The following is a 25,090-nucleotide window of genomic DNA, read 5'->3' on the forward strand; positions in this document are numbered from 1 at the left end:
GGGCTAAAGCCCATCCTACATTCTATCGGTTAATCATTTTCTGATGGGCTGAAGCCCATCCTACTGATGTATTTGCAAAAAATTAGTATTTTTTGACCCGTTGTGTCTGACTGTTAATTTAATTTTCCGCCGATTTGTTTGAATTTTTCGACAAATGCCGACACTTTTTCAAACACCCGTTGTTTTAAGCCAAGGTATTTCGGGCTGAGCGGGCTGATTTTCGGCAGCATTTCGTTTAGCTCTGTGCCGTTTTCGCTGGCGTATTCACGTTTGAGCGAGGTGGTTAAATAGCGTTTGGCGGCGGCATCATTCAGATTTTCATCAAGAATTAAGGCTTCCGCTTCTTTTTGCAATTCGGCTTGGGCGAAGGCAAAAAACGCGTCAATCACATCGGCTTTATGCTCAAACTGGGTTAAATCGGTTTGTTCGATGAAGTCCACAATCAAACTTTCTTTGGCTCGGTTGCCAAGGCTGGCTCGAATGGTGGTGCGAATGTCATCAATCAAGGCTTGCTTGTTATCCGTTTTTTTATTTTTCTCGAAAATCAGTTCTAAGATGTAATCTAAGTTGATTTCTTGGGATTTAAGCAAATCCACTTCAAACACCACATCATTCCAATCAATGCTGCTTTGTGTTGGCTGATCACTTTGGGTTTGGCGGTATAACCAATCACGAATATCGTGATAGGTTGAACGATAATCCTGCTCTTGATGTGCTGAAAGCGGAGCATTTGGCGTTAAATAGCTGCCTTCGGGTTCTTTTAGCACATTTTCAGCGGTGTTTTGTTGTTTAAATTCCACATATTCATCATAATTTTGTAGCACATTATCTAAACGCAGGTATTCGCCAAATAATTTCACAAAGGCTTTTTTATCGTTTTCAGTTGTGATCGCTGCAGGATCAGGGAAACGGGTTTGCAGCTCTTTTACCACGTCTAAATAGCCACGACACTGCTGCCCTTTGGCATCTACATAACCATACATATAGTCTTTATAACTGCGTTCTAACACAATAGTAGGGGCTTTTTCTTCCCCTTGAGCATTGGTTTTACCAAAGAGTGAAATCGCGTCAATCGTCGCTTGCTCTAAATCTCGGAAAGTGACGATATTGCCGAAGGTTTTGGTGGCGTTATAAATGCGGTTGGTGCGTGAATAAGCTTGAATTAAGCCGTGATAACGCAGGTTTTTATCCACAAATAAGGTGTTGAGTGTCGGTGCGTCAAAGCCTGTTAAGAACATGCCCACTACAATCAATAAATCAATCTGCTGATCTTTGACTCGTTTGGCAAGATCGCGGTAATAATTTTGGAAACCTTGGCTATCTAAACGGTAATTGGTTTTAAAATAATCATTGTAGTCGTCCATTGCCGTCTGCAGAAACTCTTTTGACGAGCTATTCATCGCCGTCGGTTCAAAGGTTTCATCACTAATCTCGCCCACGGCATTTTGTTCTTCATTGGCGGCAAAAGAGAAAATGGTGGCGATTTTTAACGGATTTTCTACCGTACTTTGTAGCTCTTTAAAGGTTTGATAATACAGCTTCGCCGCTTCAATACTGCTAACGGCAAACATCGCATTAAACCCTTTGTTGCCCACATTCAAGCGGTGCGTTTTTTGTTTAAAATTGCAAAGGATATATTGAGCAATTTCCCGCAAACGCTCTGGATGCAAAAGGGCTTGGCGGGTTTCAAGTGCGGTTAATTTTTCGAGATTTTGCTCTGTTTCAGCATCTCGGAATTGTGGGCGGACATCGTTGTAATCCACTTTAAATTTAAGCACTTTTTCATCACGAATGGCATCGGTAATCACATAGGAATGTAGCAAATCGCCAAATACTTCGGCAGTGGTGCCGCCGTCCACCGAATTTTCTTCAAAAATTGGCGTGCCAGTGAAACCGAATTGACTGAATTTTTTGAATTTCTTTTTCAGATTTTTTTGTGCTTCACCAAACTGCGAGCGGTGACATTCATCAAAAATAAACACCACATTTTCTTGATAAATCGGCAATTTATCTTCGGATTTCATCAAGTTGTTTAATTTTTGAATGGTGGTGACGATGATTTTGTTGTCGTCTTTTTCGATATTGCGTTTCAGCCCTGCGGTGCTTTCCGAACCATTCACGCTGTCGGGCGAAAATCGCTGATATTCTTTCATCGTTTGGTAGTCCAAATCTTTTCTATCTACCACAAAAAAGACTTTTTCCACAAATGGCAAATCCGTCGCCAAACGGGCGGCTTTAAAACTACTTAAGGTTTTGCCCGATCCTGTGGTGTGCCAAATATAGCCACCGCTGGATAATTCGCTCCATTTTTTATTTTGATAGGCAATATTGATCCGCCATAAAATCCGCTCTGCTGCGGCGATTTGATACGGACGCATAATCAGCAGGGTATCGCTCACGTCAAACACCGAATATTTGAGCAAAACATCCAGCAGCGTGCGTTTTTGGAAGAAGGTGGCGGTGAAGTCTTTTAAGTCTTTAATCAGGCTGTTGTCCGATTTTGCCCAATTCATCGTGAAATCATAGCTGTTTTTATCGCGTTTGGTGGTGTTGGCAAAATAGCGGGTGTCTGTGCCGTTGGAAATCACGAAAATTTGCAGATATTTGAATAAAGAATTGTCGCTGTTAAAGCTTTCTTTGCTGTAACGATGCACTTGGTTAAACGCTTCACGAATGGCGACACCGCGTTTTTTCAGCTCGATTTGCACCATCGGCAAGCCGTTGATCAAAACGGTTACATCATAGCGGTTGGCATAGCTGCCTGTTTGCTCAAATTGGTTGATGACTTGCAATTTGTTTCGGTTGGGATTTTTCTTGTCGAACAAATAGATATTTTGAATCCGCCCGTTATCAAACACGAAATCATAAATATAATCATCGTGGACTTTTCGAGTTTTATCGATCAGATTTTCAGACGGCTTGTCCAAATACTCCGCCACAAACCGCCCCCATTCGGCATCACTGAACTGGGTATTATTCAACATCTGCAACTGCTCACGCACATTGGCAAGCAACGCCGTTTGGCTGCACAAATCCGTGCGATATTCATAACCTTGAGCTTGCAAATCGGCAATAAATTCCCGCTCCAAATCGGCTTCCGTTTGATAATTACGCACCTGCTCGATCGGCGTGTATTTGTCTAGGATGATAAAGTTGTTGGTTTCGGTGATGGGGGTGGTTGTCATAACTTTGGCCTTAATATTTCTCTATTATTAAGTTTTGTGTTCTTAGTTTTGGATTGAGCAAATCAGTTCATATTTTAATTCTTCAGAATAATCATCTTCATTATTAATAATGGAATTGATCAATTTATATAGAAGTTCTTTAGAAATTTTACCTTTAGCCAACCAAACCACAATATTTTCCATTTCTGAAACAAATCTTCTAACACAATAATCATATCCATTTAATTCCAAGAAATAAGCACCTAAAACCAAACTTGAACGCTTATTTCCATCACAAAATGCATGTAATTTGTTAATCGAATACACAATGTGAGTTAACTTATCTTCAAAATGTGGATAATAATCATCATTTCGAATATGCTCTAATACACTTTCTATTTTCCCATAGCCTTCAGGATACACACCAGATAAACCACCAGATTGTTCAATAATCCAATCATGTGTTTGTATGGCGTGTGTAGCATCAAAATATAAAACTTCAATATTCATTTATCTATCCTTCAAGCGTTTTAATACAGCTAAAGTTTCAGGATCAGACAATTGTTCTTGAAGAGAACGACTTTTTTCACCTAGAAACTTGTCAAAATCACCTTGTGGAACAGCTTGAATGTATTGTTCTAATTTATGATGCAGTGCATCTCTAAAACATAGATCTCGGCTGGACATTTTGATTCTTGCATCAAGGATAAAAGGTTGCATAAAAGGGTTTTCTTCGGCTTGGGAAATTAAGTCATCCAATTCTTTTGGAAATAGCTTTCTACCTAATTTTTCAGATAAGTTTTTCATTTGAGCTGCCAAACCGCTTTCAAAACTGGCGATGGCAGTAAGAACCTCTGCATACATGGTATCTCTGGCTTTATCTTTTTCGCTTAATTTGAGAATTTGTTTGTATTCTTTGGCTTTCTCTCGAAAAACAGCTTGGTAAATTTTATCGGTATAAATGCCGTATTTGTGATTACCCATTTCCAGATAATCCCTTAAAGCGTCAGTAAATAGCTTGCGATAGCTCTCTTCTGTATAGGCGGATAAGAGGTAGTTTTCATCTCGTTGATTGATGTATTTGGTTGAGCCACCAGCTTTTTGGTTAATTACATCCATCACCATATCCAGCATTTTGCTGCGGATGAATCGGGCTCGTTCGCTTTCGGTAACCAGCATGGCAAGATTTAAAACTGCACGAAAGCTAAAGATGCCTAAAGAGGGAGCTCTGATGTTGATGTCGACGAAATCTGTTTCGTCGACATAGACTGACTTCAATATTTTCAAGGCTTTGCCTTTGATAATACGATAGCCATTTCTAGCCAATTCTTCTCCGTTTGCTGCTAAATAATTATCAATAGTTCTTTCTGTAACCTCTAAAATTTCAGCAACTTGTGCTTTGGTAAAGACGGTTTCATTTTCAAATTGCAATCCACCTAATTGCAAATGCTCTTCTAGCTTACTGATAGCATAATGATTGTTTAGTACATTATTTCTAGCAACTAAAGATATTGTTAATTCACTCATTTTTATTCCCCTCAATCTCCATCACAATCTCATCAATCTCGCCACGCAAGCAGTCAATTTTGGCGACAGTCTCGCGGATGTCCTGATTTAATACGGCAATATCGATGACTTCGCGAGTGTCTTTGGCTTCCACATAGGAGCTGACCGCCAAATTGTAGTCATTATCGGCAATAGCTTGATAATCCACCGATTTAGCGATGTGTTCCACATCAGTTTTATCAGCAAACAGTTTGAGAATCTCGCCGATATGTTCATCGGTCAGCACATTATTATTGGTTTCTTTTTTGAAAAAGCTACTGGCATCGATAAACTGGGTTTTGCTGTCTGTTTTGGATTTTGAGAGCACCAAAATATTGGTAGCGATACTGGTGCCGAAAAACAGATTGGGAGCAAGGGCAATCACGGTTTCGACATAGTTGTTGTCCACTAGATATTGACGGATTTTATGCTCGGCACCACCACGGTAGAAAATGCCCGGGAAGGTAACAATCGCCGCCCGTCCTTTTGCCGATAAGTAATTTAACGCGTGCAAAATAAAGGCAAAATCGGCTTTGGATTTCGGTGCCAGCACGCCTGCGGGGGCAAAACGGTCGTCATTGATTAAGGTGGGGTCGTCTGAGCCAATCCATTTTATGGAATACGGCGGATTAGACACAATCGCATCAAAAGGTTTGTCGTTTTTGAGTTTCGGGTCGGTTAAGGTGTCGCCCAGCTCGATATCGAATTTATCGTAGTTGATGTTATGCAAAAACATATTCATCCGAGCGAGGTTATAGGTGGTGTGGTTGATTTCCTGTCCGAAAAAGCCTTCTTCGATAATATGGTCGTCAAATTGTTTTTTTGCTTGCAACAACAACGAACCGGAGCCGCAAGCAGGATCGTAGATTTTATTGACGGTGCTTTGTCCGTGTAGGGCAAGCTTGGCAATCAGTTTGGACACATTTTGCGGTGTGAAAAATTCGCCACCCGATTTGCCTGCATTGGCAGCGTAATTGGAAATCAAAAATTCATAAGCATCGCCGAACAAATCGATTTCATTATCCGAAAAATCACCGAAATCCAATTCTGACACGCCTTTTAAAACGGCAGCCAAACGGCGGTTTTTATCGGCAACGGTATTGCCCAAACGATTCGATGTGGTGTCGAAATCGGCAAACAAACCTTTGATATCGTGTTCGGAATCAAAACCTTGTGCAGAATTTTCAATTGATTGGAAGATGATGGCTAAATCGGTGTTTAAACTTTCATTGCTGTGGGCTGTTTTCACCACATTTTCAAATAGTTGGCTAGGATAAATAAAATAGCCTTTTTCTTTAATAATATCGTTTTTTAACTCTAAACTTAAACGAGGATCATTATCGGAAAAACTTGCATAGTTTAGACTGCTATCTCCCCTTTCCATATGAGCGATAAAATGCTCACTAATAAAACGGTAAAACAGTGTGCCTAACACATATTGTTTAAAATCCCAACCGTCTACCGATCCACGTACATCGTTCGCAATCTGCCAAATGCGACGGTGCAGTTCGGCTCGTTGTTGTTGGCTTGTCATATAAACTCCATAGCATTATTTATAATGCTTCAAATAATACAGGTTATTGAAATATCAATGCAACAATATACATGAAATAAAATAGAAACATACAACGGATACTTAGTACAAACAAAAAGTGCGGTGAAATTCACCGCACTTTTTTTAATTCTTTGACTAGCCTAGAATTGGCACAATTTTCGTTGCATGAGAGCCTTTTTCGCCATGAACAACTTCGAAATTCACTTTTTGCCCTGCTTTTAATGAGCGATAGCCTTCCATTTCAATTACGGAAAAATGAGCGAAAATATCAACATCACTTCCCTCCGCATTAATAAATCCGAAACCTTTCGCATTATTAAACCATTTAACAACTCCAACTTCCATAAGATACCTCTAATTATAATTACAATTATTCCATAAGGGAAAGGAATAGGCTTATGCCCAACTTCTCTCATAGTGCCAAGAAAATAATCAAATATTTTTTTCTTCTCTGCAACCATTAAAAACGTAAAATTCGACAGTGATCACAAAATTTCGTTACTTAATTTCTTCCCTAGGATATAACAGCTTGATTTTTTAATGATAAACATCATTTTTTTAACAAAAATACGTTGGATTTTTTGGTAATTCATTGAACTTAAGGTAAACTAAACGCGCCTTTGTAACCTAATTTTATTTTGGAGATAATAATGACAAAAATTGCCTCTATCACTGATGTACTTAACGGAAAAGTAGGCATTGGTGAAACTGTCACTGTGCGCGGTTGGATTCGTACTCGTCGCGATTCTAAAGCAGGACTTTCGTTTTTAGCTGTTTATGACGGTTCTTGTTTTGCCCCAATTCAAGTGATTGCAAATAATGATTTAGCTAACTATAACGAAGAAATTTTACGCTTAACTACGGGCTGTTCTGTTATTGCAACTGGTGTGGTTGTGGAATCGCCAGCCGAAGGTCAAGCTGTGGAACTACAAGCACAATCCGTTGAAGTGGTGGGTTGGGTTGAAGATCCAGATACTTACCCTATGGCAGCGAAACGCCATACTATTGAATATTTGCGTGAAGTAGCTCACTTACGTCCTCGTACCAATATTATTGGTGCGGTTGCGCGTGTACGCCATTGTTTAGCACAAGCTATTCATCGTTTCTTCCATGAGCAAGGATTCTTCTGGGTGGCAACACCTGTTATTACTGCGTCAGATACGGAAGGTGCTGGCGAAATGTTCCGCGTTTCCACATTAGATTTAGAAAACTTACCTCGTGATGACAAAGGTGCGGTGGATTTTTCTCAAGATTTCTTTGGTCGCGAAGCATTTTTAACCGTATCTGGTCAGTTAAATGCTGAAACTTTGGCTTGTGCTATCAGTAAAGTATATACCTTTGGACCAACATTCCGCGCAGAGAACTCCAATACTACTCGTCACTTAGCTGAGTTCTGGATGATGGAACCAGAAATGGCATTTGCTGATTTAAATGATAATGCGAAATTAGCTGAAGATATGTTGAAATACGTGTTCCGCGCAGTATTGGATGAACGTCGTGATGATTTAGAATTCTTTGCGAAACATGTTGATAATGAGGTGATTACGCGTTTAGAAAAATTTGTTGCTTCTGACTTCGCACAAATTGATTATACTGATGCTATCGACATTTTATTAAAATCAGGCAAATCTTTTGAGTTCCCAGTATCTTGGGGTATTGATTTATCTTCTGAACATGAACGTTATTTAGCGGAAGAATATTTTAAATCGCCAGTGGTGGTAAAAAACTATCCGAAAGATATTAAAGCATTCTATATGCGTTTAAATGATGATGGTAAAACTGTTGCCGCAATGGACGTTTTAGCACCTGGAATTGGTGAAATCATCGGTGGTTCACAACGTGAAGAGCGTTTAGATGTGTTAGATAAACGCATGGTTGAAATGGGATTAAATCCTGAAGATTACTGGTGGTATCGTGATTTACGTCGTTATGGTACAGTGCCTCATTCAGGTTTTGGTTTAGGTTTCGAGCGCTTAATTGTGTATGTAACAGGTGTTCAAAACATTCGTGATGTGATTCCATTCCCTCGTGCACCACGCAATGCAAACTTCTAATTAATACTAGAACAAAAAGGAGAACATTATGTTCTCCTTTCTTTTATCATTTATTTCATTTCTAATGTCATGCCATCAAATAGGCGTTTAATCGCATTATTATCTTTCGCTTGCTCCGCTTGTTCTACAACATTTCTAGTTAAGTGCGGTGAAAAATACTGAATAAAATCATACATGTAATTTCTCAGGAAAGTGCTATGCTTAAATGCAATTTGCACCATACTTGAATTAAATAAATCACTTGCATCAATCGCTACCAAATCACTGTCTTCGCTGGTGTATGCCATAGAAGCCACAATTCCTACGCCTAAACCAAGGCGTACATAGGTTTTGATCACATCCGCATCTGTTGCGGTAAAAACTATGTTAGGCAAAATGCCTGCGCTATTAAACGCATGATCTAAGTCCGAAACACCGGTAAAACCAAAGGTATAAGTAATTAGTGGATATTGCCCTAGCTCTTCTATTTTCAATTTTTTCACCTGAGCTAATGGATGATCCTTACGAACAATAACAGAACGATTCCATAAATAACAAGGTAATAAAATCACATCATCAAATAAATAAGGCGCTTCCGTCGTAATGGCTAAATCCACTTCGCCAGATAAAAGCGCATCACATAATTGATTAGGCGAGCCTTGATGAACATGCAAACTCACATGAGGGTATTGTTTAGAAAATCGCTCAATTACCGCTGGTAGCATATAGCGTGCTTGCGTATTTGTGGTAGCAATACGCAACACTCCATGATTAGGTTGGGTATATTCATCCGCAATGGCTTTAATCGCTTGGGTTTTGACTAATAGTTCACGCGCAATCGCAACTATTTTTTTGCCCGCTGGCGTCAACTCTTTAATATGTTTACCATTACGTTCAAAAATTTCTAAACCTAATTCATCTTCTAGCAAACGAACTTGTTTACTGATACCGGGTTGCGAGGTATAAAGTGCTGCAGCCGCTTCGGTAACATTTAAATTTTGATTAACAATTTCAACGATATAGCGTAATTGCTGAATCTTCATAAACTTTCTCTTTTTTAACCGCGGTTATTTTTATAACGTTTGCTTAATTCGCCATAACGTTTTACCGCTTTACGAATTTGGTTTGTTTTAGGACGACGTTTGACTTGCGTTACATCTAATTTTGTCTCTGTTTCAGGTGGTAAACCCACTAATTCACGTAAATAATTCACGCTTTGTAGATCCATTTCTTGCCAGCCTCCGCGTGGTAATGATTTCATTAATTGAATATTACCATAGCGGATACGAATCAAGCGGCTCACTTGGATACCTTGGCTTTCCCATAAACGACGCACTTCGCGGTTACGTCCTTCCATTAAAGTGACATCAAACCATTGGTTTAATCCCGTTCCACCCATCGCTTTAATTTCTTTAAAATTCGCTGGGCCATCTTCTAATTGCACGCCTTTACGTAAACGTGCAATCATCGCATCATCAACTTGACCAAATACACGAACCGAATATTCACGTTCCACTTCTTGACTTGGATGCATTAAACGGTTGGCTAATTCACCATCGGTGGTAAATAATAATAAACCTGATGTATTGATATCCAAACGACCAACAGCAATCCAACGCGCTCCTGTTAAGCGAGGTAAGCGATCAAAAACTGTTGCACGTCCTTCTGGATCATGGCGGGTACAAAGCTCGCCTTCAGGTTTATAATACATCAATACACGACATACTTCTTTTTGTACTGCATTCAAATTAATTAAATGTCCATCAATACGGATTTTAAGCCCTGAATGTACTGTGACGCGGTCACCTAATGTAGCAATTTTACCATCAACACTTACTCTACCTTCAGCAATAATCGTTTCAATTTCACGACGAGAGCCTCTTCCCGCACGAGCAAGGACTTTTTGTAATTTTTCTCCTGATACCGTTGCTTTCTTTTCTACCAGAGTTTCAGGTTTTGGTTTACGCATTGGGAGCGGTTTTCGCTCAAAAGACGCTGCTTTTTCTTTGTTTTTATCTGCAAAGCGCGGTTGTTTTTGGCTGAGTTTTGATGAGGATGATTTTGTTTGAAATTTCATAAAGATTCCTTATATTGTCGCTTTCACAAGCGTCATTTATTAAATAAAGGGTGTAGTTTCACCACTGCCTTCTCGTAAAATACGAGGTGTATCTTCGGTGAGATCCACAACAGTTGTCGGTTGTTGCCCTAAATAGCCACCATGAATAATTAAATCCACTTGGCGTTCTAAATAATCGCGAATTTCTTCAGGATCAGACTGTGTAATATTCTCTTCTTTTGGCAACATTAAAGAACAGGATAAAATCGGTTCACCCAACACTTTCAATAAATCGAGTGCGATTTGATTATCAGGCACGCGCAAGCCAATGGTTTTACGCTTTGACGTCATCAAACGACGAGGCACTTCTTTGGTGGCCGTTAAAATAAAGGTATAACGCCCTGGCGTATTATTCTTAATTAAACGATATGCCACATTATTGACCGTTGCATAATGGGATAATTCCGATAAATCGCTGCAGACTAAGGTGAAATTATGATCCTCAGGTAGCTGACGAATGGCAACAATTCGGTCCATAGCGTGCTTATCACCAATCATACAACCCAAGGCATAGCCTGAATCTGTGGGATACACAATCACACCACCATTGCGTAAGATTTCAACGGCTTGATTAATTAAACGAGCTTGCGGATTTTCGGGATGAATATAAAAAAACTGACTCATAGTCTGTTGCGATATATATAGTACGATTAAAAATTGGTGGAATTATACTCTATATAACAATAAGTTGAAAATAGAATTACCACAAAGTGCGGTGTAAATATTACAAGTTTTAGAGATAAAAAAATTGCAAGCCTTTCGACTTGCAATTGTAAACATAAACGAGAATATAAAATTAACGTTTGCTGTATTGTGGACGACGACGTGCTTTGTGTAAACCCACTTTTTTACGTTCAACACGACGTGCATCGCGAGTTACGAAGCCTGCTGCACGTAATACTGGACGTAAAGATTCGTCGTATTGCATTAATGCACGAGTGATACCATGACGGATTGCACCCGCTTGACCAGAAATACCACCACCAGTTACAGTGATGTAAAGGTCTAATTTATCAGTTAACTCAACTAATTCTAATGGTTGACGTACGATCATACGTGAAGTTTCACGACCGAAATATACGTCTAAAGAACGTTGGTTAATGGTGATGTTACCATTGCCCGGTTTGATAAATACACGAGCTGAAGAGCTTTTGCGGCGACCTGTGCCGTAATTTTGATTTGCTGCTGTCATTTTCTTGCTCCGTGATTAGATATCTAAAACTTGTGGTTGTTGTGCTGCGTGATCATGTTGAGAACCTGCATACACTTTTAACTTACGGAACATTGCACGTCCTAATGGACCTTTTGGCAACATACCTTTTACCGCGATTTCAATCACTGCTTCTGGACGGCGCGCAATCATTTCTTTGAAAGTCGCTTGTTTAATACCACCTACATAGCCAGTGTGCCAGTAGTAAATTTTGTCGTCTTCTTTACGACCAGTTACTGCTACTTTATCTGCATTGATAACGATGATGTAATCACCAGTATCTACGTGCGGAGTGTACTCAGCTTTATGTTTACCACGAAGGCGACGAGCTAATTCAGTCGCTAAACGACCTAAAGTTTTACCTGTCGCATCTACTACATACCAGTCACGTTTAACTGTTTCTGGTTTTGCTACAAAAGTTTTCATTAATTTAATTACCAATATTAAATATTAATACCCAGTGTTCTAGCGATAAATTGATTTGCTGAACACAACCATTGATCTTAATCAGCACCCCTTCGAGTGTGATCTCGACGAACAATGCGTGGCGGGAAAACCACTACATTCACAGGGTCGCGAAATTATACATAAACAGATAACAAAATGCGAGTTTTTTGTGCAACTTTTTCAATATTTTATGTAAATTTAATGAAAAAGAGATGGTTAAATCAGAAAAAAAGAAAAATGCCTTATTTTCACCGCACTTTTTCCATTGCAACTCCCCCATTTTGCATAAAAATTTTTTTATTAATCTTGTGATCCAGTTCAAATAAATCAGGATTGAAACAAGACAAATTCACATTTTCTCGGTATGATAAAACTGTTTTGTAACTTGATAAACAGGAGTGATTTATGCAACCTTGGACAACTGAAATGTGGCAAGCCGCAGGGATTGGGTTAGTCGTTGGTATCGTGATTGGTTATTTATTAATTCGTTTAACCAAAGGATCTGTGAAGAAACAAGCGGCGACGGAAAATGAATTGCAAAAAGCCAAACAAGCACTTGAAGAGCAAAAACAACAATTGGAAAAACATTTTTCTGAAAGTGCCGATTTATTCAAAACCTTAGCGCAAGACTACCAAAAACTCTATCGTCATTTGGCAGCTTCTTCTGAGCAACTGCTACCAGAAACCAATAAAGGCTTGTTTTTACAAAACTTTATGACCTCTACCAAAACAGAGACAGCAGTAAATGAAGAAGATCAACCAAAAGACTATACCGAAGGTTCTTCTGGTATTTTGAAAAATTAAGAAATAACTGTACTATCTAACAAAAATGAGAGCTTAATAAGCTCTCATTTTTTATTTCTATTTTTTAATATCAATCATGTTGCCGATTATCATTGGCCTGTTGCAATAATTGGCGGCTTTCTTTCATAAATTGTTCCGAGTAGTCGCCAAACCATTGTTTTACTTGGTTGAAGGTGTCAACGAAACCTGATTTATCATTTTGCTCAAAAAACGCAAGACTTTGTTCGTAGCTTTGTTTTAAGCTTTCGATGACCGTTAAATTTTCGGGTTTATCCATAATAATGTCGGCATAAAGCTCTGCATCCTGTGCAAATAATCGCCCAATCATTGCCAATTCTAAGCGGTAAATCGGCGAAGATAAGGCCAACAAATTGGCAAGTTTAACAGGTTGCTTGGATAAATGTAATCCGTTGGCAAAGGTAGCAAAATGGCGTAAGGCTTGGATATAAGTCATGCTGTGATCATGTTCTGCCGCCTCAACTTGATAAATTTTTGCCCCCCAAATAGCAATTTGTTGCAATAACCATTCGTAGCGTTCAGGATAGCGTCCATCACAACGCACCACCACTTGTTTTGCCATACTGGCAATATCAGGCCCAAACATTGGGTGTAATCCTAACACCGCGCCTTTATGCACTACTAACATTTTTTCTAATGGTTGACGTTTAACAGAAGTTAAATCTGTTAACAGCATATTTTCAGTTAAATAAGGCGCTAGTTTTTCAATCACTTCGATGGTTTTAGCAATAGGCACACAAACAATAACCACATCGGCATTTGCCAAAATTTTATCCGCACTTTGCCAATCCTGCGATTCCAAACTTTGTACTTCATAGCCTGATAAACGGAGAAAACGGGCAAATAAACTGCCTAACTTTCCTTTTCCACCCACAATCACGATTTTTTTGATCGCTGGATTAACCGTTTTAAAACCGAAATGATTTTCGCTGGTGTAGGATTCTCGCATTAAACGACGCAGTACATCTTCGATTAAATCGGCGGGTACGCCTAATTTTTCCGCCTCTTGACGACGTGCTGCCAGCATTTCCGCTTCACGTTCGGGCACATAAATAGGTAAACCATGTTGATGTTTTATTTCGCCTACTTTTTTGACCAATTCAAGTCGTTTGGCAATCAGTTGCAACAATGTGCGATCCACATGGTCAATTTCCGTCCGAATATCTTTTAATGCTTCCATAAAATTCCTCAATAAATCAGGGCAGATCTGCTCTGCCCTATAAACCGCGGTGTATTTTTAGCGAGTTTTTAATGTTGTCGCTAATCTGCGTAAGAGTTGATCCGTTGTTTGCCAATCAATACAAGCGTCCGTAATAGAAACACCGTATTGCATATTGGCAACTGGCTGATCAGCGCTTTGATTGCCTGCATTAATATGACTTTCAAGCATTAAGCCAATGATGGAACTATTGCCTTCAACAATTTGTTGTAATGCATTTTCTGCCACCAACGGTTGACGGCGATAATCTTTATTTGAATTACCATGGCTGCAATCAATCATAATGGCGCTTGGTAATCCTGCTTTTTCTAATGCCTCTTCGCATTGTTTCACAAATTCGGCTTCATAATTTGGGGTTTTACCACCACGCAAAATCACATGACCGTCAGGATTACCCTCTGTATGTAATAAGTTAACCTGACCTTGTTGGTTAATTCCAATAAAACTGTGCCCAGCTGAAGCTGACTTAAGCGCATTAATCGCAATATCTAAGCTGCCATCTGTACCATTTTTAAAACCAACCGCCATGGACAAACCTGAGGCTAATTCACGATGCGTTTGTGATTCTGTTGTTCTCGCACCAATTGCTGACCAACTAAATAAATCCGCTAAATATTGTGGCGTCATAGGATCAAGCGCTTCCGTTGCCAGTGGTAATCCCATTTCAACCAACTCTAACAATAATTGACGAGCAATATGTAATCCATGTTCAACATCAAAAGACCCATCAATTTTCGGGTCATTGATTAACCCTTTCCAACCCACAGTAGTTCTTGGTTTTTCAAAATAAACACGCATGACGATATACAGCTGATCTTTTAACTCGTCGGATAAGGCTTTTAATCGTTTAGCATAATCCAACGCAGCAATGGGATCATGTACAGAACAAGGGCCGATAACCACTAATAAGCGCGGATCTTTTTTATGAATAATATTTGAAATATCACGACGATGATTTTCAATTTGGCTGCGTAGATTTTGTGGTAATGGCAATTTTTGTTTGAGTTCTGCTGGTGTGATGAGGACTTTTTCACCTACGATATGGACGTTATGGATACTGTCTTTGTTCATATTGCTTCCTTGTAAAAAAATGGAAATTATTTATTACACAATGTAATAAATAAATTACAATACAATATAATAAATAGCAACCTATTTTTCTCATAAAAAACGCAATAACACTAATTTAGTATTATTGCGTCATATATTGATTAAAGTGCGGTAAGATTTTGTAACGTTTTATCACGAACAACTGTTATGATTTCTTTACGTTCTTGTTGGCTAATAATATGCAAATCACCAAATAACTGGTGTTCAATTTCTGTGATACCACAAAAATTAAACAACCCATTAACCAAGCAAACATCCAATGCCTGAGCAAAACCGTTATTTTGATATTCTTCTAAGCTACTGCCCATATTAATAAATTGCTGCATTTTTTTGCCTTGCAATAAACCAACAGAACCTGTTTCATCGGTTTGATAAGCAAATCCATGGGTGAGAACACGATCAAGATAGCCTTTTAAAATAGCCGGAAATCCCATCCACCAAAGAGGATAAACTAAGGTGATAAAATCCGACTCAAGAATAAGTTGTTGTTCGTAACGAATTTCTTCCGGTACGATACCCCGCGCTGCCCCTTGCATTTCCTCATAAGATAAAACAGGATTGAAATTTAATCGGTATAAATTTCTTACAATGGTTTCAACCCCTTGTTTTTCACTCACTTCAACGATATTGTCGACTAAGGCTTGCGTAAAACTTTCTTTGTTAGGCTGAGCTGAAATAATTAAATGCTTTTTCATAAATTCACCTTTTTAACAACTAAGGTAATGCCTTGAACAGATAAGACTTCAATAGTATTCCCTACTTGTAAATGTTCATCTCCAGCTTGCTGAATTCGCCAAGTAGTATCGCCAAAATGCCCTCGACCAATACCATTGCTAGCCATTTCTTGTACTGTTCCTTTCATTCCAATCATGGCATGATCTCGTTGATTCAGAACAGAATGTTTTTCATCTGCTTTATCTCGGTTATGTTGATATTTCCACCAAGCGATACTTAATACTGTTGCCAAAATCGCATAAAGTATTCCCAATGAGGTCAGAGATAAATCAGGAAAAAACTTCATTATACCTGCAACAATAATCGCTGCTAATCCCCACCAAAGTAAGAAAATACCCGGCATAACAATTTCAGCAATTAATAATAGAAAGCCTAAAATAAGCCAATGCCAAACTGTCCAAGTCACTAACCATGCCATAGTCATTCCTTATTTTTTATCGCCTTTTAATAATTCAGCAATACCCGCAACAGAACCGATTAGATTGCCTGCTTCTAATGGCATTAACACCACTTTGCTGTTTTCTGCACCACCAATTTCTTTTAATGCTTCAGTATATTTTTGCGCAATAAAATAGTTGATTGCTTTGGTATCCCCATTTGAAATCGCGTCTGAAACCATTTGTGTTGCTTTTGCTTCAGCTTCCGCCGCACGTTCACGCGCTTCTGCTTGTAAAATCGCTTCTTGTTTTTCCCCTTCCGCTTTCAAAATACGGGATTGTTTTTCCCCTTCTGCACGTAAAATCTGCGCTTGACGAATACCCTCAGCTTCTAAAATTTCCGCACGTTTATTACGCTCCGCTTTCATTTGCGCATTCATAGCTTCACTTAATTCACGAGGTGGACGCACATCACGAATTTCAATACGCGTAACTTTTACACCCCAAGGATTTGTAGCTTCATCCACGATTGCCAATAAACGACCATTAATGCTGTCCCGTTGCGATAACATTTCATCCAGTTCCATACTACCAAGTACTGTACGAATATTGGTCATTACCAAATTCACAATCGCCTGCTCTAAATGATTGACTTCATAAGCCGCACTGCGTGCATCAATCACTTGAACAAAACAAACAGCATCAATAGACACATTGGCATTGTCTTTAGAAATGACTTCTTGTGATGGAATATCTAATACTTGTTCCATCATATTAATTTTGCGTCCAACGCGATCAACAAAAGGCACCACAAAGTTTAAACCTGGTGTTAAGGTTCTTGTATAACGACCAAAACGTTCAATTGTCCAATGATAACCTTGTGGTACGGTTTTTAAGGTTGAGTATAAAATAACAGCAACTAAGATAATAAAAATCAAGGTTGCTGAAGGTAGTCCATCAAAAAATTCCATATTTTTTCCTTTTGAAGTAATAAATTTGTCTAAAACTATAGCATTTTACACCGCACTTTGCACATACTTATAACCCTGATTATCAGGGATAAATTCAAATAGGTGCGTAATGCAATTGGGTGCATCTTGCTCTTGATGGGAAACAAACAGCAATTGGGTCTCGCTATTATTAACCAATTGTTCAATAAAACATTTGACCAGTTGGCGATTTAATCCATCCAATCCTTGTAAAGGTTCATCTAAAATTAAAATTGGCGGATGCTTCACCATGGCTCTGGCGATTAGCAATAATCGTTGTTGACCCCAAGATAAAGAACGGAATGGCTTTTTCACTAAACTTGCCATATTTAAGCGCTGTAACCATTGCATTGCCCTTAGTCGCAACGCATCTGGCACTTGTTGATAAACACCAATGCTATCTAAAAATCCTGAAATAATCACATCTAAAGCCGAACAATTCACTCGATAATCCATGTGTAATTGGCTACTGATATAACCGATTTTCGATTTAATCTCCCAAATGGTTTCGCCACTACCTCGTTGTCGACCAAATAAACGTACATGATTACTATAAGCTTGCGGATGATCGCCTATTAAAATAGATAGCAGAGTTGATTTTCCTGCGCCATTAGGACCTTTGATCCACCAATGTTGTTTTGGTTGTACCGTCCAATTTAAATGATGCAAAATGATTTTATCGCCATATTGAATAACCACATCTTGTAGTTCAAAGTGCGGTGTATTTTGAGGAAGTTTTATTGGGGCGCCATGAGGTTCAGGCAAAGGCACATTTATAGCATCTTCCGCATATTGTAATTGTTGGAAAATACTCTGCTGCTCAACAAAGGCTTTTTCGCCTTGCAATACCAATTCACAATCATGTAAAACGGCAATAAACTCCACCGCAGTTGGAATATGGTTAAATCGATGAGTGATTAACACAATCGCCATGTGTTCGGCAAGTTCTGTTAATAGCTGTTGCCAATCGCGCACAGATTGTTGGTCCAATCCCTCAAAAGGTTCATCTAAAATTAATAAATCGGGATTAGACACGAGTGCTTGTGCCAATAGCACTTTGCGACTTTCTCCCGTTGATAATTTAATAAAAGCGCGATCTAATAAATGGGTAATATTTAATAATTCTGCATATTTCATGCATAAGGTAAGATCGTTTTCACCATTTAAGATGATTTGTTGCGCAGTTTTGCCCAGATAGTCGGGATCTAAAGTGTCATTGTTCAGTTCACGAAAAGTTTGCTCAACAATTTGTTGCTGATTTTCAAAGGAAATTGAACGAATACGATGGAATTGATTTTGATATTCACCACTATATAAAGGTAATTTTCCTTCAAGAGCTAACATCAATGCGGTTTTACCACTGCCATTTCCACCAATGACAAGCCAAATATTGCCTTCTTTGATTTTAAGTTCTGGGATCGTTAAATAGCGATGATGAGAAAGTAAAAATTGTCCCTGCCTAATGTTTAAAGCACACATGAAATATTCCTTTATTTATTAAAAATAAAAGAAATAATAACCTGAATTTGAAAAGAAAAACAACAGATAGCAAAAAGGCTAAACCGAAGTTTAGCCTTTTGAATATCAGAAAAAAATCAAAATTATTTTTGATAAAGTGGTGCTGGACCAGTTGAACCTGCCGCAGGACCTTGACCTTCGATACGTTGTTTTAATACAGTACCTGAAGCTTTGATCTCAACACGACGGTTTGGACGTAAGCAGTCTTTTAATTCTTTTCCATGTGGATATTCAGAACAAGCTTTAACTTGGTGAGCTTTACCTAAACCAACAGCTGTGAAGCTTGCTTGAACGCCTTGTTCAATTAAACGTGCTTTAACACGATTTGCACGACGTTGTGATAAATCTAAGTTATATGCAACTGAACCTAAACGGTCTGTGTGACCTTCGATTAATACATCTTTCGCACCAGAAGATTTTAATTGTGCTGCTACGTTGTCAACAACTTCTTTACCTTTTGGTGTTAATGTATCTTTGTCAAAGTCAAATAAGAAGTCACCGCTTAAGCTGAATGATGAGTTGCCATTACAACCATTTGGATACCAGAAGAAGCTTTGTGCGTTCATGTTTTTGTCAAATAATACTTTGTATTGACAGATTTTGTGAACACCGTTTTCACGATAGTTGAATGCGAAGTCCCATTCACGAACACCGTAAAGACCTTCTGCAAAATGTGGACGACCTAACAAGTTATAAAGTTGGTCTTTGTTCATGCCACGTTCAACCATACGAACGTTGTCCCAGTTTGGCCATGAACCAAATTGTGAACCATCGTGGTTAAATCTTGCTTCGTCGATTTTTGGCCATACTAAATTAGCAACTGCTTGTTCTGGAGTGTCACCTGCTGGTTGACCTTCATCAGTTATTTTACTTAAGTTGCCACAAGCTGCTAATGTAGATGCAGCCACTGCTGATAAGATAAGATGTGATAATTTCATTCCTATTACCTTGTTATTGATTAATAAAAGTAAGTACCCTAAAACCTTTATAGCATAGATTATGAAATAACCATTTGCTATAAAAATACATGGCGTATAGTAAGATCAAATCGCCCCAATGTAAACTAAAATTCTCCTCAAAACCCTATTTTTTACCAATATTTACCAATAATTTACAAAAGGGTACGATTATTTTGATGTAGCCAATTTAATAACAGATTATTTGTACTTGATTCTGCTTGTTTACCTAATTTTTGGATCAATGATTTCTTCTGTTTATATTGTAAACCAATCACTGATTTATCTTGCATTGCTTGTAAAATCACATCATCACTGGTCAGGATTTCATCGACTAATTGTAGTTCAAGTGCTTGTTTGCCAAACCAATGTTCGCCAGTAGCAATTTTCGTTATATCCAACTGCGGTCGATTTTCAGTCACAAATTGTTTGAATAATTCATGGGTTTGTTCTAATTCTTGTTGAAATTTTTGTTTACCTTTTTCCGTATTTTCACCTAATAAAGTGACGGTTCTTTTATATTCACCCGCAGTCATTACATCTACATCCACTTCATGTTTTTTCAATAAACGATGAATATTAGGTACCTGAGCCACCACGCCAACAGAACCCACAATAGCGAAAGGCGCTGATACAATTTTATCAGCCACACATGCCATCATATAACCACCACTTGCCGCAACTTTATCTACTGCAACAGTCAATTTAATCCCTTTTTGTTTTAAACGCGCAAGCTGAGATGCAGCTAAGCCATAACCATGGACAACACCGCCCGGACTTTCTAAACGCAGTAATACTTCATCTTGATTTGGATTTGCGACATTTAAAATCACATTAATTTCTTCTCGTAATGCTGTTGTTTCAGAGGCATGAATATCGCCTTTAAAGTCAATAACATACAAGATCGGCTTTTGCGTTTTTTCAATTTGTTCGCCTTTCTTTTTCGCTAATTTATCTGCTTTAGCCTTCGCTTTATCCGCTTTTTTCTGTGCTTTTTCTGCCTCTTTCAATTCATCTTCTGTTAAATGAAAATCACGCAGATGCTTTGTATTTTCTTCATATTCTTTACTTAAATCAGTAATTTGCAGTTCGCCTTGATGTTGATCTTTTTTCTTTAAGGCAATAATCATAAATGCAATACCGGCAATGACTAATAAAATAGTTAAAATTTCTAAAATAAAAATGCCATAACCAACAATAATGTCAGACCACATAGTTTCTCTTTCTCCTAAAAAATCATAAAAAATGCACCGCACTTTTTCATTAATGGCGTAATCCTACACCACGACTAATCAAATAATAAGCAAAACAATATAAGCATAGAATGAATAAGCCCAATACAACAAAGGTATAAACCAAAGGCACATCAGAAATGCCTAAAAAACCATAACGAAATCCATTAATCATATAAACAATGGGATTTAATTTGGACACTGCCTGCCAGAATTCCGGTAATAATTTAATGGAATAGAATACACCGCCCAAGTAAGTTAAGGGCGTTAACACAAAAGTCGGAATGATACTAATGTCGTCAAAAGAACGGGCATAAACCGCATTGATTAATCCACCTAAAGCAAAGGCTGCGGTTGTCAGCAATAATGTCAATCCGATGGCGAACCAAGAATAAATATCAAAGGAAACGAAGAATAAAGAAACTATGGTGACTAAAATACCTACACATAATCCCCTCGCCATGCCGCCAGCCATATATCCCAAAATAATAATATGTGGTGAAGTTGGTGAAATTAAAAGTTCTTCCACATTTTTGGCAAATTTTGTGCTGTAAAAAGATGAAGCAACATTGGCAAAGGAATTGGTCAATGAAGACATCATAATCAAACCTGGCACAATAAATTGCATATAACTAAATCCGCCCATTTCGCCAATACGGCTGCCAATAAGCTGACCAAAAATCACAAAATATAATGTCATCGTAATTACTGGTGGAACTAAGGTTTGTACCCAAATTCGCGTAAAGCGACGAATTTCTTTGTGTAAAATTGTATTGAAAGCAACCCAAGCAAGTGGCATTATTTCTCTCCTCCATTCGCTTGATTAAAAGACATATTGACGAATAATTCCTCTAAACGGTTGGCTTTATTACGCATACTTAACACCTGAATTCCCTGTCCACTCAATTGAGTAAATAAAGCATTTAAACCTTGCTGGCGTTTCACTTCCACTTCAATCGAATTATCATCTAATGGCGTGACATTGTAACCTTCGACTTTAGGTAATGAAGAAGATTTATCTAAATCCAACACAAAGGTTTCCGTTTCCAATTGCGCCAATAAATCTTTCATTGACATCGTCAATAACAATTTACCTTGTTGAATAATGCCGATATGGCGACATAACATTTCAGCTTCTTCTAAATAATGGGTAGTGAGAATAATAGTTGTGCCTTGTTGATTTAATTCACGCAAAAATAACCATAAACTGCGGCGGAGTTCAATATCCAGTCCAGCTGTTGGCTCATCTAAAATTAATAATTTTGGCTCATGCATTAAGGCTCTTGCGATCATTAAACGTCGCTTCATCCCACCAGATAATCGCATAGCTTGCTGATCGCGCTTTTGCCATAAATCTAACTTTTTCAACCAAATTTCCGCACGTTGTAATGCTTCTTTTCTAGCAATACCGTAATAACCTGCTTGATTGACTAAAATATCAATCACTTTTTCAAATTGGTTAAAATTAAATTCCTGTGGCACCAAACCAATTTGTTGTTTAACTTGGTTTAATTCCGTATCCAAATCATAATCAAAAACTTTCACTTGTCCGCTTGTTTTATTTACTAACGAACTGATAATACCAATGGTCGTTGATTTTCCCGCGCCATTATGTCCAAGCAACGCATAAAAATCGCCTTGATTAACCACAAGATCAATGCCTTGCAATGCTTGAACGCCATTTTTATAGCATTTAGTCAAACCAATTATTTCTAATGCAAACATAAAATTCTGATATTCCTCTATTTTGGCTCGCCATGATACAGATTTTTATGCCTGCAAGCAAAAAACAATCTTAAATTCCACAAAATAAATTGTTGCTTAATTCATCACTTAAACATTCCCACACTTGACAATATTTTATTGTACTAGTTTAATAGTTCTAAATTACAAATTTAGGACGTATTATGTTTCAACCTTATATCCAAGTTTCGCAACAAAAGATTTCATATCATGCAGATTTAGTTTCTGTTTTTCACACATTATGTGCTAACCAACCTCATAGTCTATTATTAGAAAGTGCTGAAATAACCAGCAAGAACAGTTTACAAAGTTTATTGTTAATTAATGCTGCGGTAAAAGTACGCTGTGTTGGTCAGCAAGTCACTTTCACTGCGTTAAGCGCAAATGGGCGCACCGTATTAAATCATTTAAGATTAGGCTTGCAAGGCATTGCGACGCATAAACAACTTAACGAAAATTGTTTACAAGCCACTTTTGCGGCATTAAATCCTCAGTTAGATGAAGATTCTCAATTACAAGCCACGTCTATTTTTGATGGTTTACGCCAACTAAATCAACTGTACTCTCACAGCCAAACGCCTATTTTTCTCGGTGGATTGTTTGCCTATGATTTAGTTGCCAACTTTATTCCAATGGAACAGATCACCTTAAAAGAAGACAATCTGGATTGCCCTGATTATGTTTTTTATTTGGCAGAGCAATTGTTACGTTTTGATCACCAAACACAACAAGCTACATTACAAACCTTCTGTTTTAATGCTAATGAAGCAGAAACATTGCAACAAAGTGCGGTGAAAATTCAGCAAGATTTACAACAATTAAATCCTTTACCTCAAGCACAACAATCCAGCTTAACTGATATTAATGTGAACTTTGATGATGATAAATTTAAGCAAATTATCACCGCACTTAAACAACATATTTATCGTGGTGATGTGTTTCAAATTGTGCCTTCAAGACGTTTTTCATTGGCTTGTCCAAATCCGTTAGCAGCCTATCAACAATTAAAACAAAGCAATCCAAGTCCTTATATGTTCTTTATGCAAGATCAAGATTTCACCCTATTTGGTGCATCGCCTGAAAGCGCGTTGAAGTATTCACAACATAATCGACAATTGGAAATTTATCCAATTGCAGGTTCTCGACCTAGGGGTTTTAACGCAGAAGGACAAATAGATCCTGAATTAGATGCTCGTCTTGAATTAGAACTGCGTTTAGATAAAAAAGAAGTCGCAGAACACATTATGTTGGTGGATTTAGCAAGAAATGATATTGCACGAGTCTGCGAAAGTGGTACACGCTATGTTAAGGACTTAATGCAAGTGGATCGCTACTCTCACATTATGCACTTAGTGTCCCGAGTAGTCGGAAAACTTCGTCCTGAATTAGACGCATTACACGCTTATCAAGCCTGTATGAATATGGGCACCTTAACTGGTGCACCAAAAATTAAAGCCATGCAACTGATTTATCAATTTGAACAACAAAAACGCCACAGCTACGGGGGTGCTGTGGGTTACTTATCTTCTGACGGTAATTTTGACACCTGTATCGTCATACGTTCTGCCTTTGTACAAGATGGTATTGCTTATGTACAAGCGGGTTGTGGTGAAGTCCTTGATTCCGATCCGCAAATGGAGGCGGATGAAACCCGACATAAAGCACAAGCTGTGCTGAACGCAATTGTTAAATCAAACCAAATGTAAGGAGAAGAATATGGCTAACATCGTTTTTTTAGATAACTTCGACTCCTTTACCTATAACTTAGTCGATCAATTTCGCACATTAGGTCATCAAGTGAAAATCTATCGTAATAATGTAGATTTAGATTTACTCGAACAAAAATGTTTAGAGAAAGAAACTATTTTGGCATTATCGCCAGGGCCAGGGACACCTGCAGAAGCGGGCAATATGTTGCCATTGATTGAACGCGTGAAAAGTGCGGTGCCAATTATTGGTATTTGTTTAGGACATCAAGCCATCATTGAAGCTTTTGGTGGAAAAGTGGTTTCAGCAGGCGAAATTTTGCATGGCAAAGTGTCACAAATTCAACATAACGAGCAAGCCATGTTTGCTGGTTTACCTAATCCAATGCCTGTTGCGCGTTACCATTCTTTAATGGGCAGTGAATTGCCTGAGGAATTGGTGGTAAATGCCCAATATCAAAACATCATTATGGCGGTACATCATCGTAGTTTACCCATTTGTAGTTTTCAATTTCACCCCGAAAGCACTTTAACTGTGCAAGGATCAACGTTATTAGCACAGTCTGTGAGTTGGCTTTTGCAACACAATAAAAGCAAATAAGAAAAAATAGCC

24 protein-coding genes are annotated in these 25,090 nt (G+C 38.2%); 4 read left to right on the top strand and 20 right to left on the bottom strand.

Annotation, left to right across the window (positions count from 1 at the left end; genetic code table 11):
* Window positions 1-113 precede the first annotated feature (113 nt).
* From ACT2CV_RS03150 to cspD, 5 genes are all read right to left on the bottom strand, one after another.
* Window positions 114-3,185 (bottom strand): type I restriction endonuclease subunit R, encoded by a 3,072-nt coding sequence (locus tag ACT2CV_RS03150; protein ID WP_464972476.1) that lies wholly within the window; start codon window positions 3,183-3,185, stop codon window positions 114-116.
* 42 nt (window positions 3,186-3,227) lie between these two features.
* Entirely contained in the window at window positions 3,228-3,674 is a 447-nt protein-coding gene (locus tag ACT2CV_RS03155) for a type II toxin-antitoxin system death-on-curing family toxin (RefSeq protein ID WP_464972475.1), read from the bottom strand.
* A complete protein-coding gene (locus ACT2CV_RS03160) occupies window positions 3,675-4,691 on the bottom strand; it encodes a DNA-binding protein (protein ID WP_464972474.1) in 1,017 nt (338 codons plus the stop codon). It lies immediately after the preceding gene.
* Window positions 4,684-6,243, bottom strand: coding sequence for a type I restriction-modification system subunit M (locus ACT2CV_RS03165; protein WP_464972473.1), 1,560 nt, complete (start codon window positions 6,241-6,243; stop codon window positions 4,684-4,686). The genes ACT2CV_RS03160 and ACT2CV_RS03165 overlap by 8 nt, the downstream gene beginning before the upstream one ends.
* Window positions 6,244-6,399: 156 nt before the next feature.
* Window positions 6,400-6,609 carry a cold shock domain-containing protein CspD gene (cspD, locus tag ACT2CV_RS03170; RefSeq protein ID WP_464972472.1) on the bottom strand — a complete coding sequence of 70 codons (210 nt, stop codon included), beginning with the start codon at window positions 6,607-6,609 and terminating at the stop codon, window positions 6,400-6,402.
* Window positions 6,610-6,914: 305 nt separating this feature from the next.
* On the opposite strand from cspD, the gene asnS reads away from it, so the two are divergent.
* A complete protein-coding gene (gene asnS, locus ACT2CV_RS03175; protein WP_464972471.1) occupies window positions 6,915-8,318 on the top strand; it encodes an asparagine--tRNA ligase in 1,404 nt (467 codons plus the stop codon).
* 50 nt (window positions 8,319-8,368) lie between these two features.
* Here the strand turns inward: asnS and cysB are convergent, their stop codons facing one another.
* From cysB to rplM, 5 genes are all read right to left on the bottom strand, one after another.
* Window positions 8,369-9,340 carry an HTH-type transcriptional regulator CysB gene (cysB, locus tag ACT2CV_RS03180; RefSeq protein WP_464972470.1) on the bottom strand — a complete coding sequence of 324 codons (972 nt, stop codon included), beginning with the start codon at window positions 9,338-9,340 and terminating at the stop codon, window positions 8,369-8,371.
* Window positions 9,341-9,354: 14 nt separating this feature from the next.
* Window positions 9,355-10,374: a 23S rRNA pseudouridine(2605) synthase RluB gene (gene rluB / locus ACT2CV_RS03185; protein WP_464972469.1), complete on the bottom strand. Its 1,020-nt coding sequence runs from the start codon at window positions 10,372-10,374 to the stop codon at window positions 9,355-9,357.
* A gap of 39 nt (window positions 10,375-10,413) precedes the next feature.
* Window positions 10,414-11,037 carry an L-threonylcarbamoyladenylate synthase gene (locus ACT2CV_RS03190; protein WP_464972468.1) on the bottom strand — a complete coding sequence of 208 codons (624 nt, stop codon included), beginning with the start codon at window positions 11,035-11,037 and terminating at the stop codon, window positions 10,414-10,416.
* Between the two features lie 172 nt (window positions 11,038-11,209).
* Window positions 11,210-11,605, bottom strand: coding sequence for a 30S ribosomal protein S9 (rpsI, locus tag ACT2CV_RS03195; RefSeq protein ID WP_464972467.1), 396 nt, complete (start codon window positions 11,603-11,605; stop codon window positions 11,210-11,212).
* A 15-nt stretch (window positions 11,606-11,620) separates the two neighbouring features.
* Window positions 11,621-12,049 (bottom strand): 50S ribosomal protein L13, encoded by a 429-nt coding sequence (rplM, locus tag ACT2CV_RS03200; protein WP_464972466.1) that lies wholly within the window; start codon window positions 12,047-12,049, stop codon window positions 11,621-11,623.
* Between the two features lie 426 nt (window positions 12,050-12,475).
* Here rplM and ACT2CV_RS03205 point away from each other — a divergent pair, with 426 nt between their 5' ends.
* Entirely contained in the window at window positions 12,476-12,874 is a 399-nt protein-coding gene (locus ACT2CV_RS03205; RefSeq protein WP_464972465.1) for a Z-ring associated ZapG family protein, read from the top strand.
* Window positions 12,875-12,944: 70 nt separating this feature from the next.
* On the opposite strand, the gene tyrA is transcribed toward ACT2CV_RS03205, so the two are convergent.
* The 10 genes from tyrA to ACT2CV_RS03255 form a co-directional block, all read right to left on the bottom strand.
* Window positions 12,945-14,072: a bifunctional chorismate mutase/prephenate dehydrogenase gene (tyrA, locus tag ACT2CV_RS03210; protein ID WP_464972464.1), complete on the bottom strand. Its 1,128-nt coding sequence runs from the start codon at window positions 14,070-14,072 to the stop codon at window positions 12,945-12,947.
* A gap of 57 nt (window positions 14,073-14,129) precedes the next feature.
* Window positions 14,130-15,182, bottom strand: coding sequence for a 3-deoxy-7-phosphoheptulonate synthase (locus ACT2CV_RS03215; RefSeq protein ID WP_464972463.1), 1,053 nt, complete (start codon window positions 15,180-15,182; stop codon window positions 14,130-14,132).
* 140 nt (window positions 15,183-15,322) lie between these two features.
* Window positions 15,323-15,916: an NAD(P)H-dependent oxidoreductase gene (locus ACT2CV_RS03220; protein WP_464972462.1), complete on the bottom strand. Its 594-nt coding sequence runs from the start codon at window positions 15,914-15,916 to the stop codon at window positions 15,323-15,325.
* A complete protein-coding gene (locus ACT2CV_RS03225) occupies window positions 15,913-16,374 on the bottom strand; it encodes an NfeD family protein (RefSeq protein WP_464972461.1) in 462 nt (153 codons plus the stop codon). Before ACT2CV_RS03225 ends, ACT2CV_RS03220 begins: the two co-directional genes overlap by 4 nt.
* A 9-nt stretch (window positions 16,375-16,383) precedes the next feature.
* Entirely contained in the window at window positions 16,384-17,304 is a 921-nt protein-coding gene (locus tag ACT2CV_RS03230) for an SPFH domain-containing protein (RefSeq protein ID WP_464972460.1), read from the bottom strand.
* A gap of 45 nt (window positions 17,305-17,349) precedes the next feature.
* Entirely contained in the window at window positions 17,350-18,801 is a 1,452-nt protein-coding gene (gene modF, locus ACT2CV_RS03235) for a molybdate ABC transporter ATP-binding protein ModF (RefSeq protein WP_464972459.1), read from the bottom strand.
* Between the two features lie 122 nt (window positions 18,802-18,923).
* Window positions 18,924-19,778, bottom strand: a complete 855-nt coding sequence (locus tag ACT2CV_RS03240) for an OmpA family protein (protein ID WP_464972458.1) — start codon at window positions 19,776-19,778, stop codon at window positions 18,924-18,926.
* 173 nt (window positions 19,779-19,951) lie between these two features.
* Window positions 19,952-21,010 carry a protease SohB gene (sohB, locus tag ACT2CV_RS03245; RefSeq protein ID WP_464972457.1) on the bottom strand — a complete coding sequence of 353 codons (1,059 nt, stop codon included), beginning with the start codon at window positions 21,008-21,010 and terminating at the stop codon, window positions 19,952-19,954.
* 49 nt (window positions 21,011-21,059) lie between these two features.
* The gene (locus tag ACT2CV_RS03250; protein ID WP_464972456.1) at window positions 21,060-21,827 is read right to left on the bottom strand and encodes an ABC transporter permease; all 768 of its coding nucleotides are present in this window, start codon (window positions 21,825-21,827) and stop codon (window positions 21,060-21,062) included.
* A complete protein-coding gene (locus ACT2CV_RS03255) occupies window positions 21,827-22,753 on the bottom strand; it encodes an ABC transporter ATP-binding protein (RefSeq protein WP_464972455.1) in 927 nt (308 codons plus the stop codon). Before ACT2CV_RS03255 ends, ACT2CV_RS03250 begins: the two co-directional genes overlap by 1 nt.
* A 182-nt stretch (window positions 22,754-22,935) precedes the next feature.
* Between ACT2CV_RS03255 and ACT2CV_RS03260 the strand changes: the two genes are divergently transcribed.
* A complete protein-coding gene (locus ACT2CV_RS03260) occupies window positions 22,936-24,477 on the top strand; it encodes an anthranilate synthase component 1 (RefSeq protein WP_464972454.1) in 1,542 nt (513 codons plus the stop codon).
* 10 nt (window positions 24,478-24,487) lie between these two features.
* Window positions 24,488-25,078, top strand: coding sequence for an aminodeoxychorismate/anthranilate synthase component II (locus tag ACT2CV_RS03265; RefSeq protein ID WP_464972453.1), 591 nt, complete (start codon window positions 24,488-24,490; stop codon window positions 25,076-25,078).
* Window positions 25,079-25,090 lie beyond the last annotated feature (12 nt).

Source organism: Reella acinonychis, from assembly GCF_052384575.1.
Classification (GTDB): domain Bacteria; phylum Pseudomonadota; class Gammaproteobacteria; order Enterobacterales; family Pasteurellaceae; genus JBQSUQ01.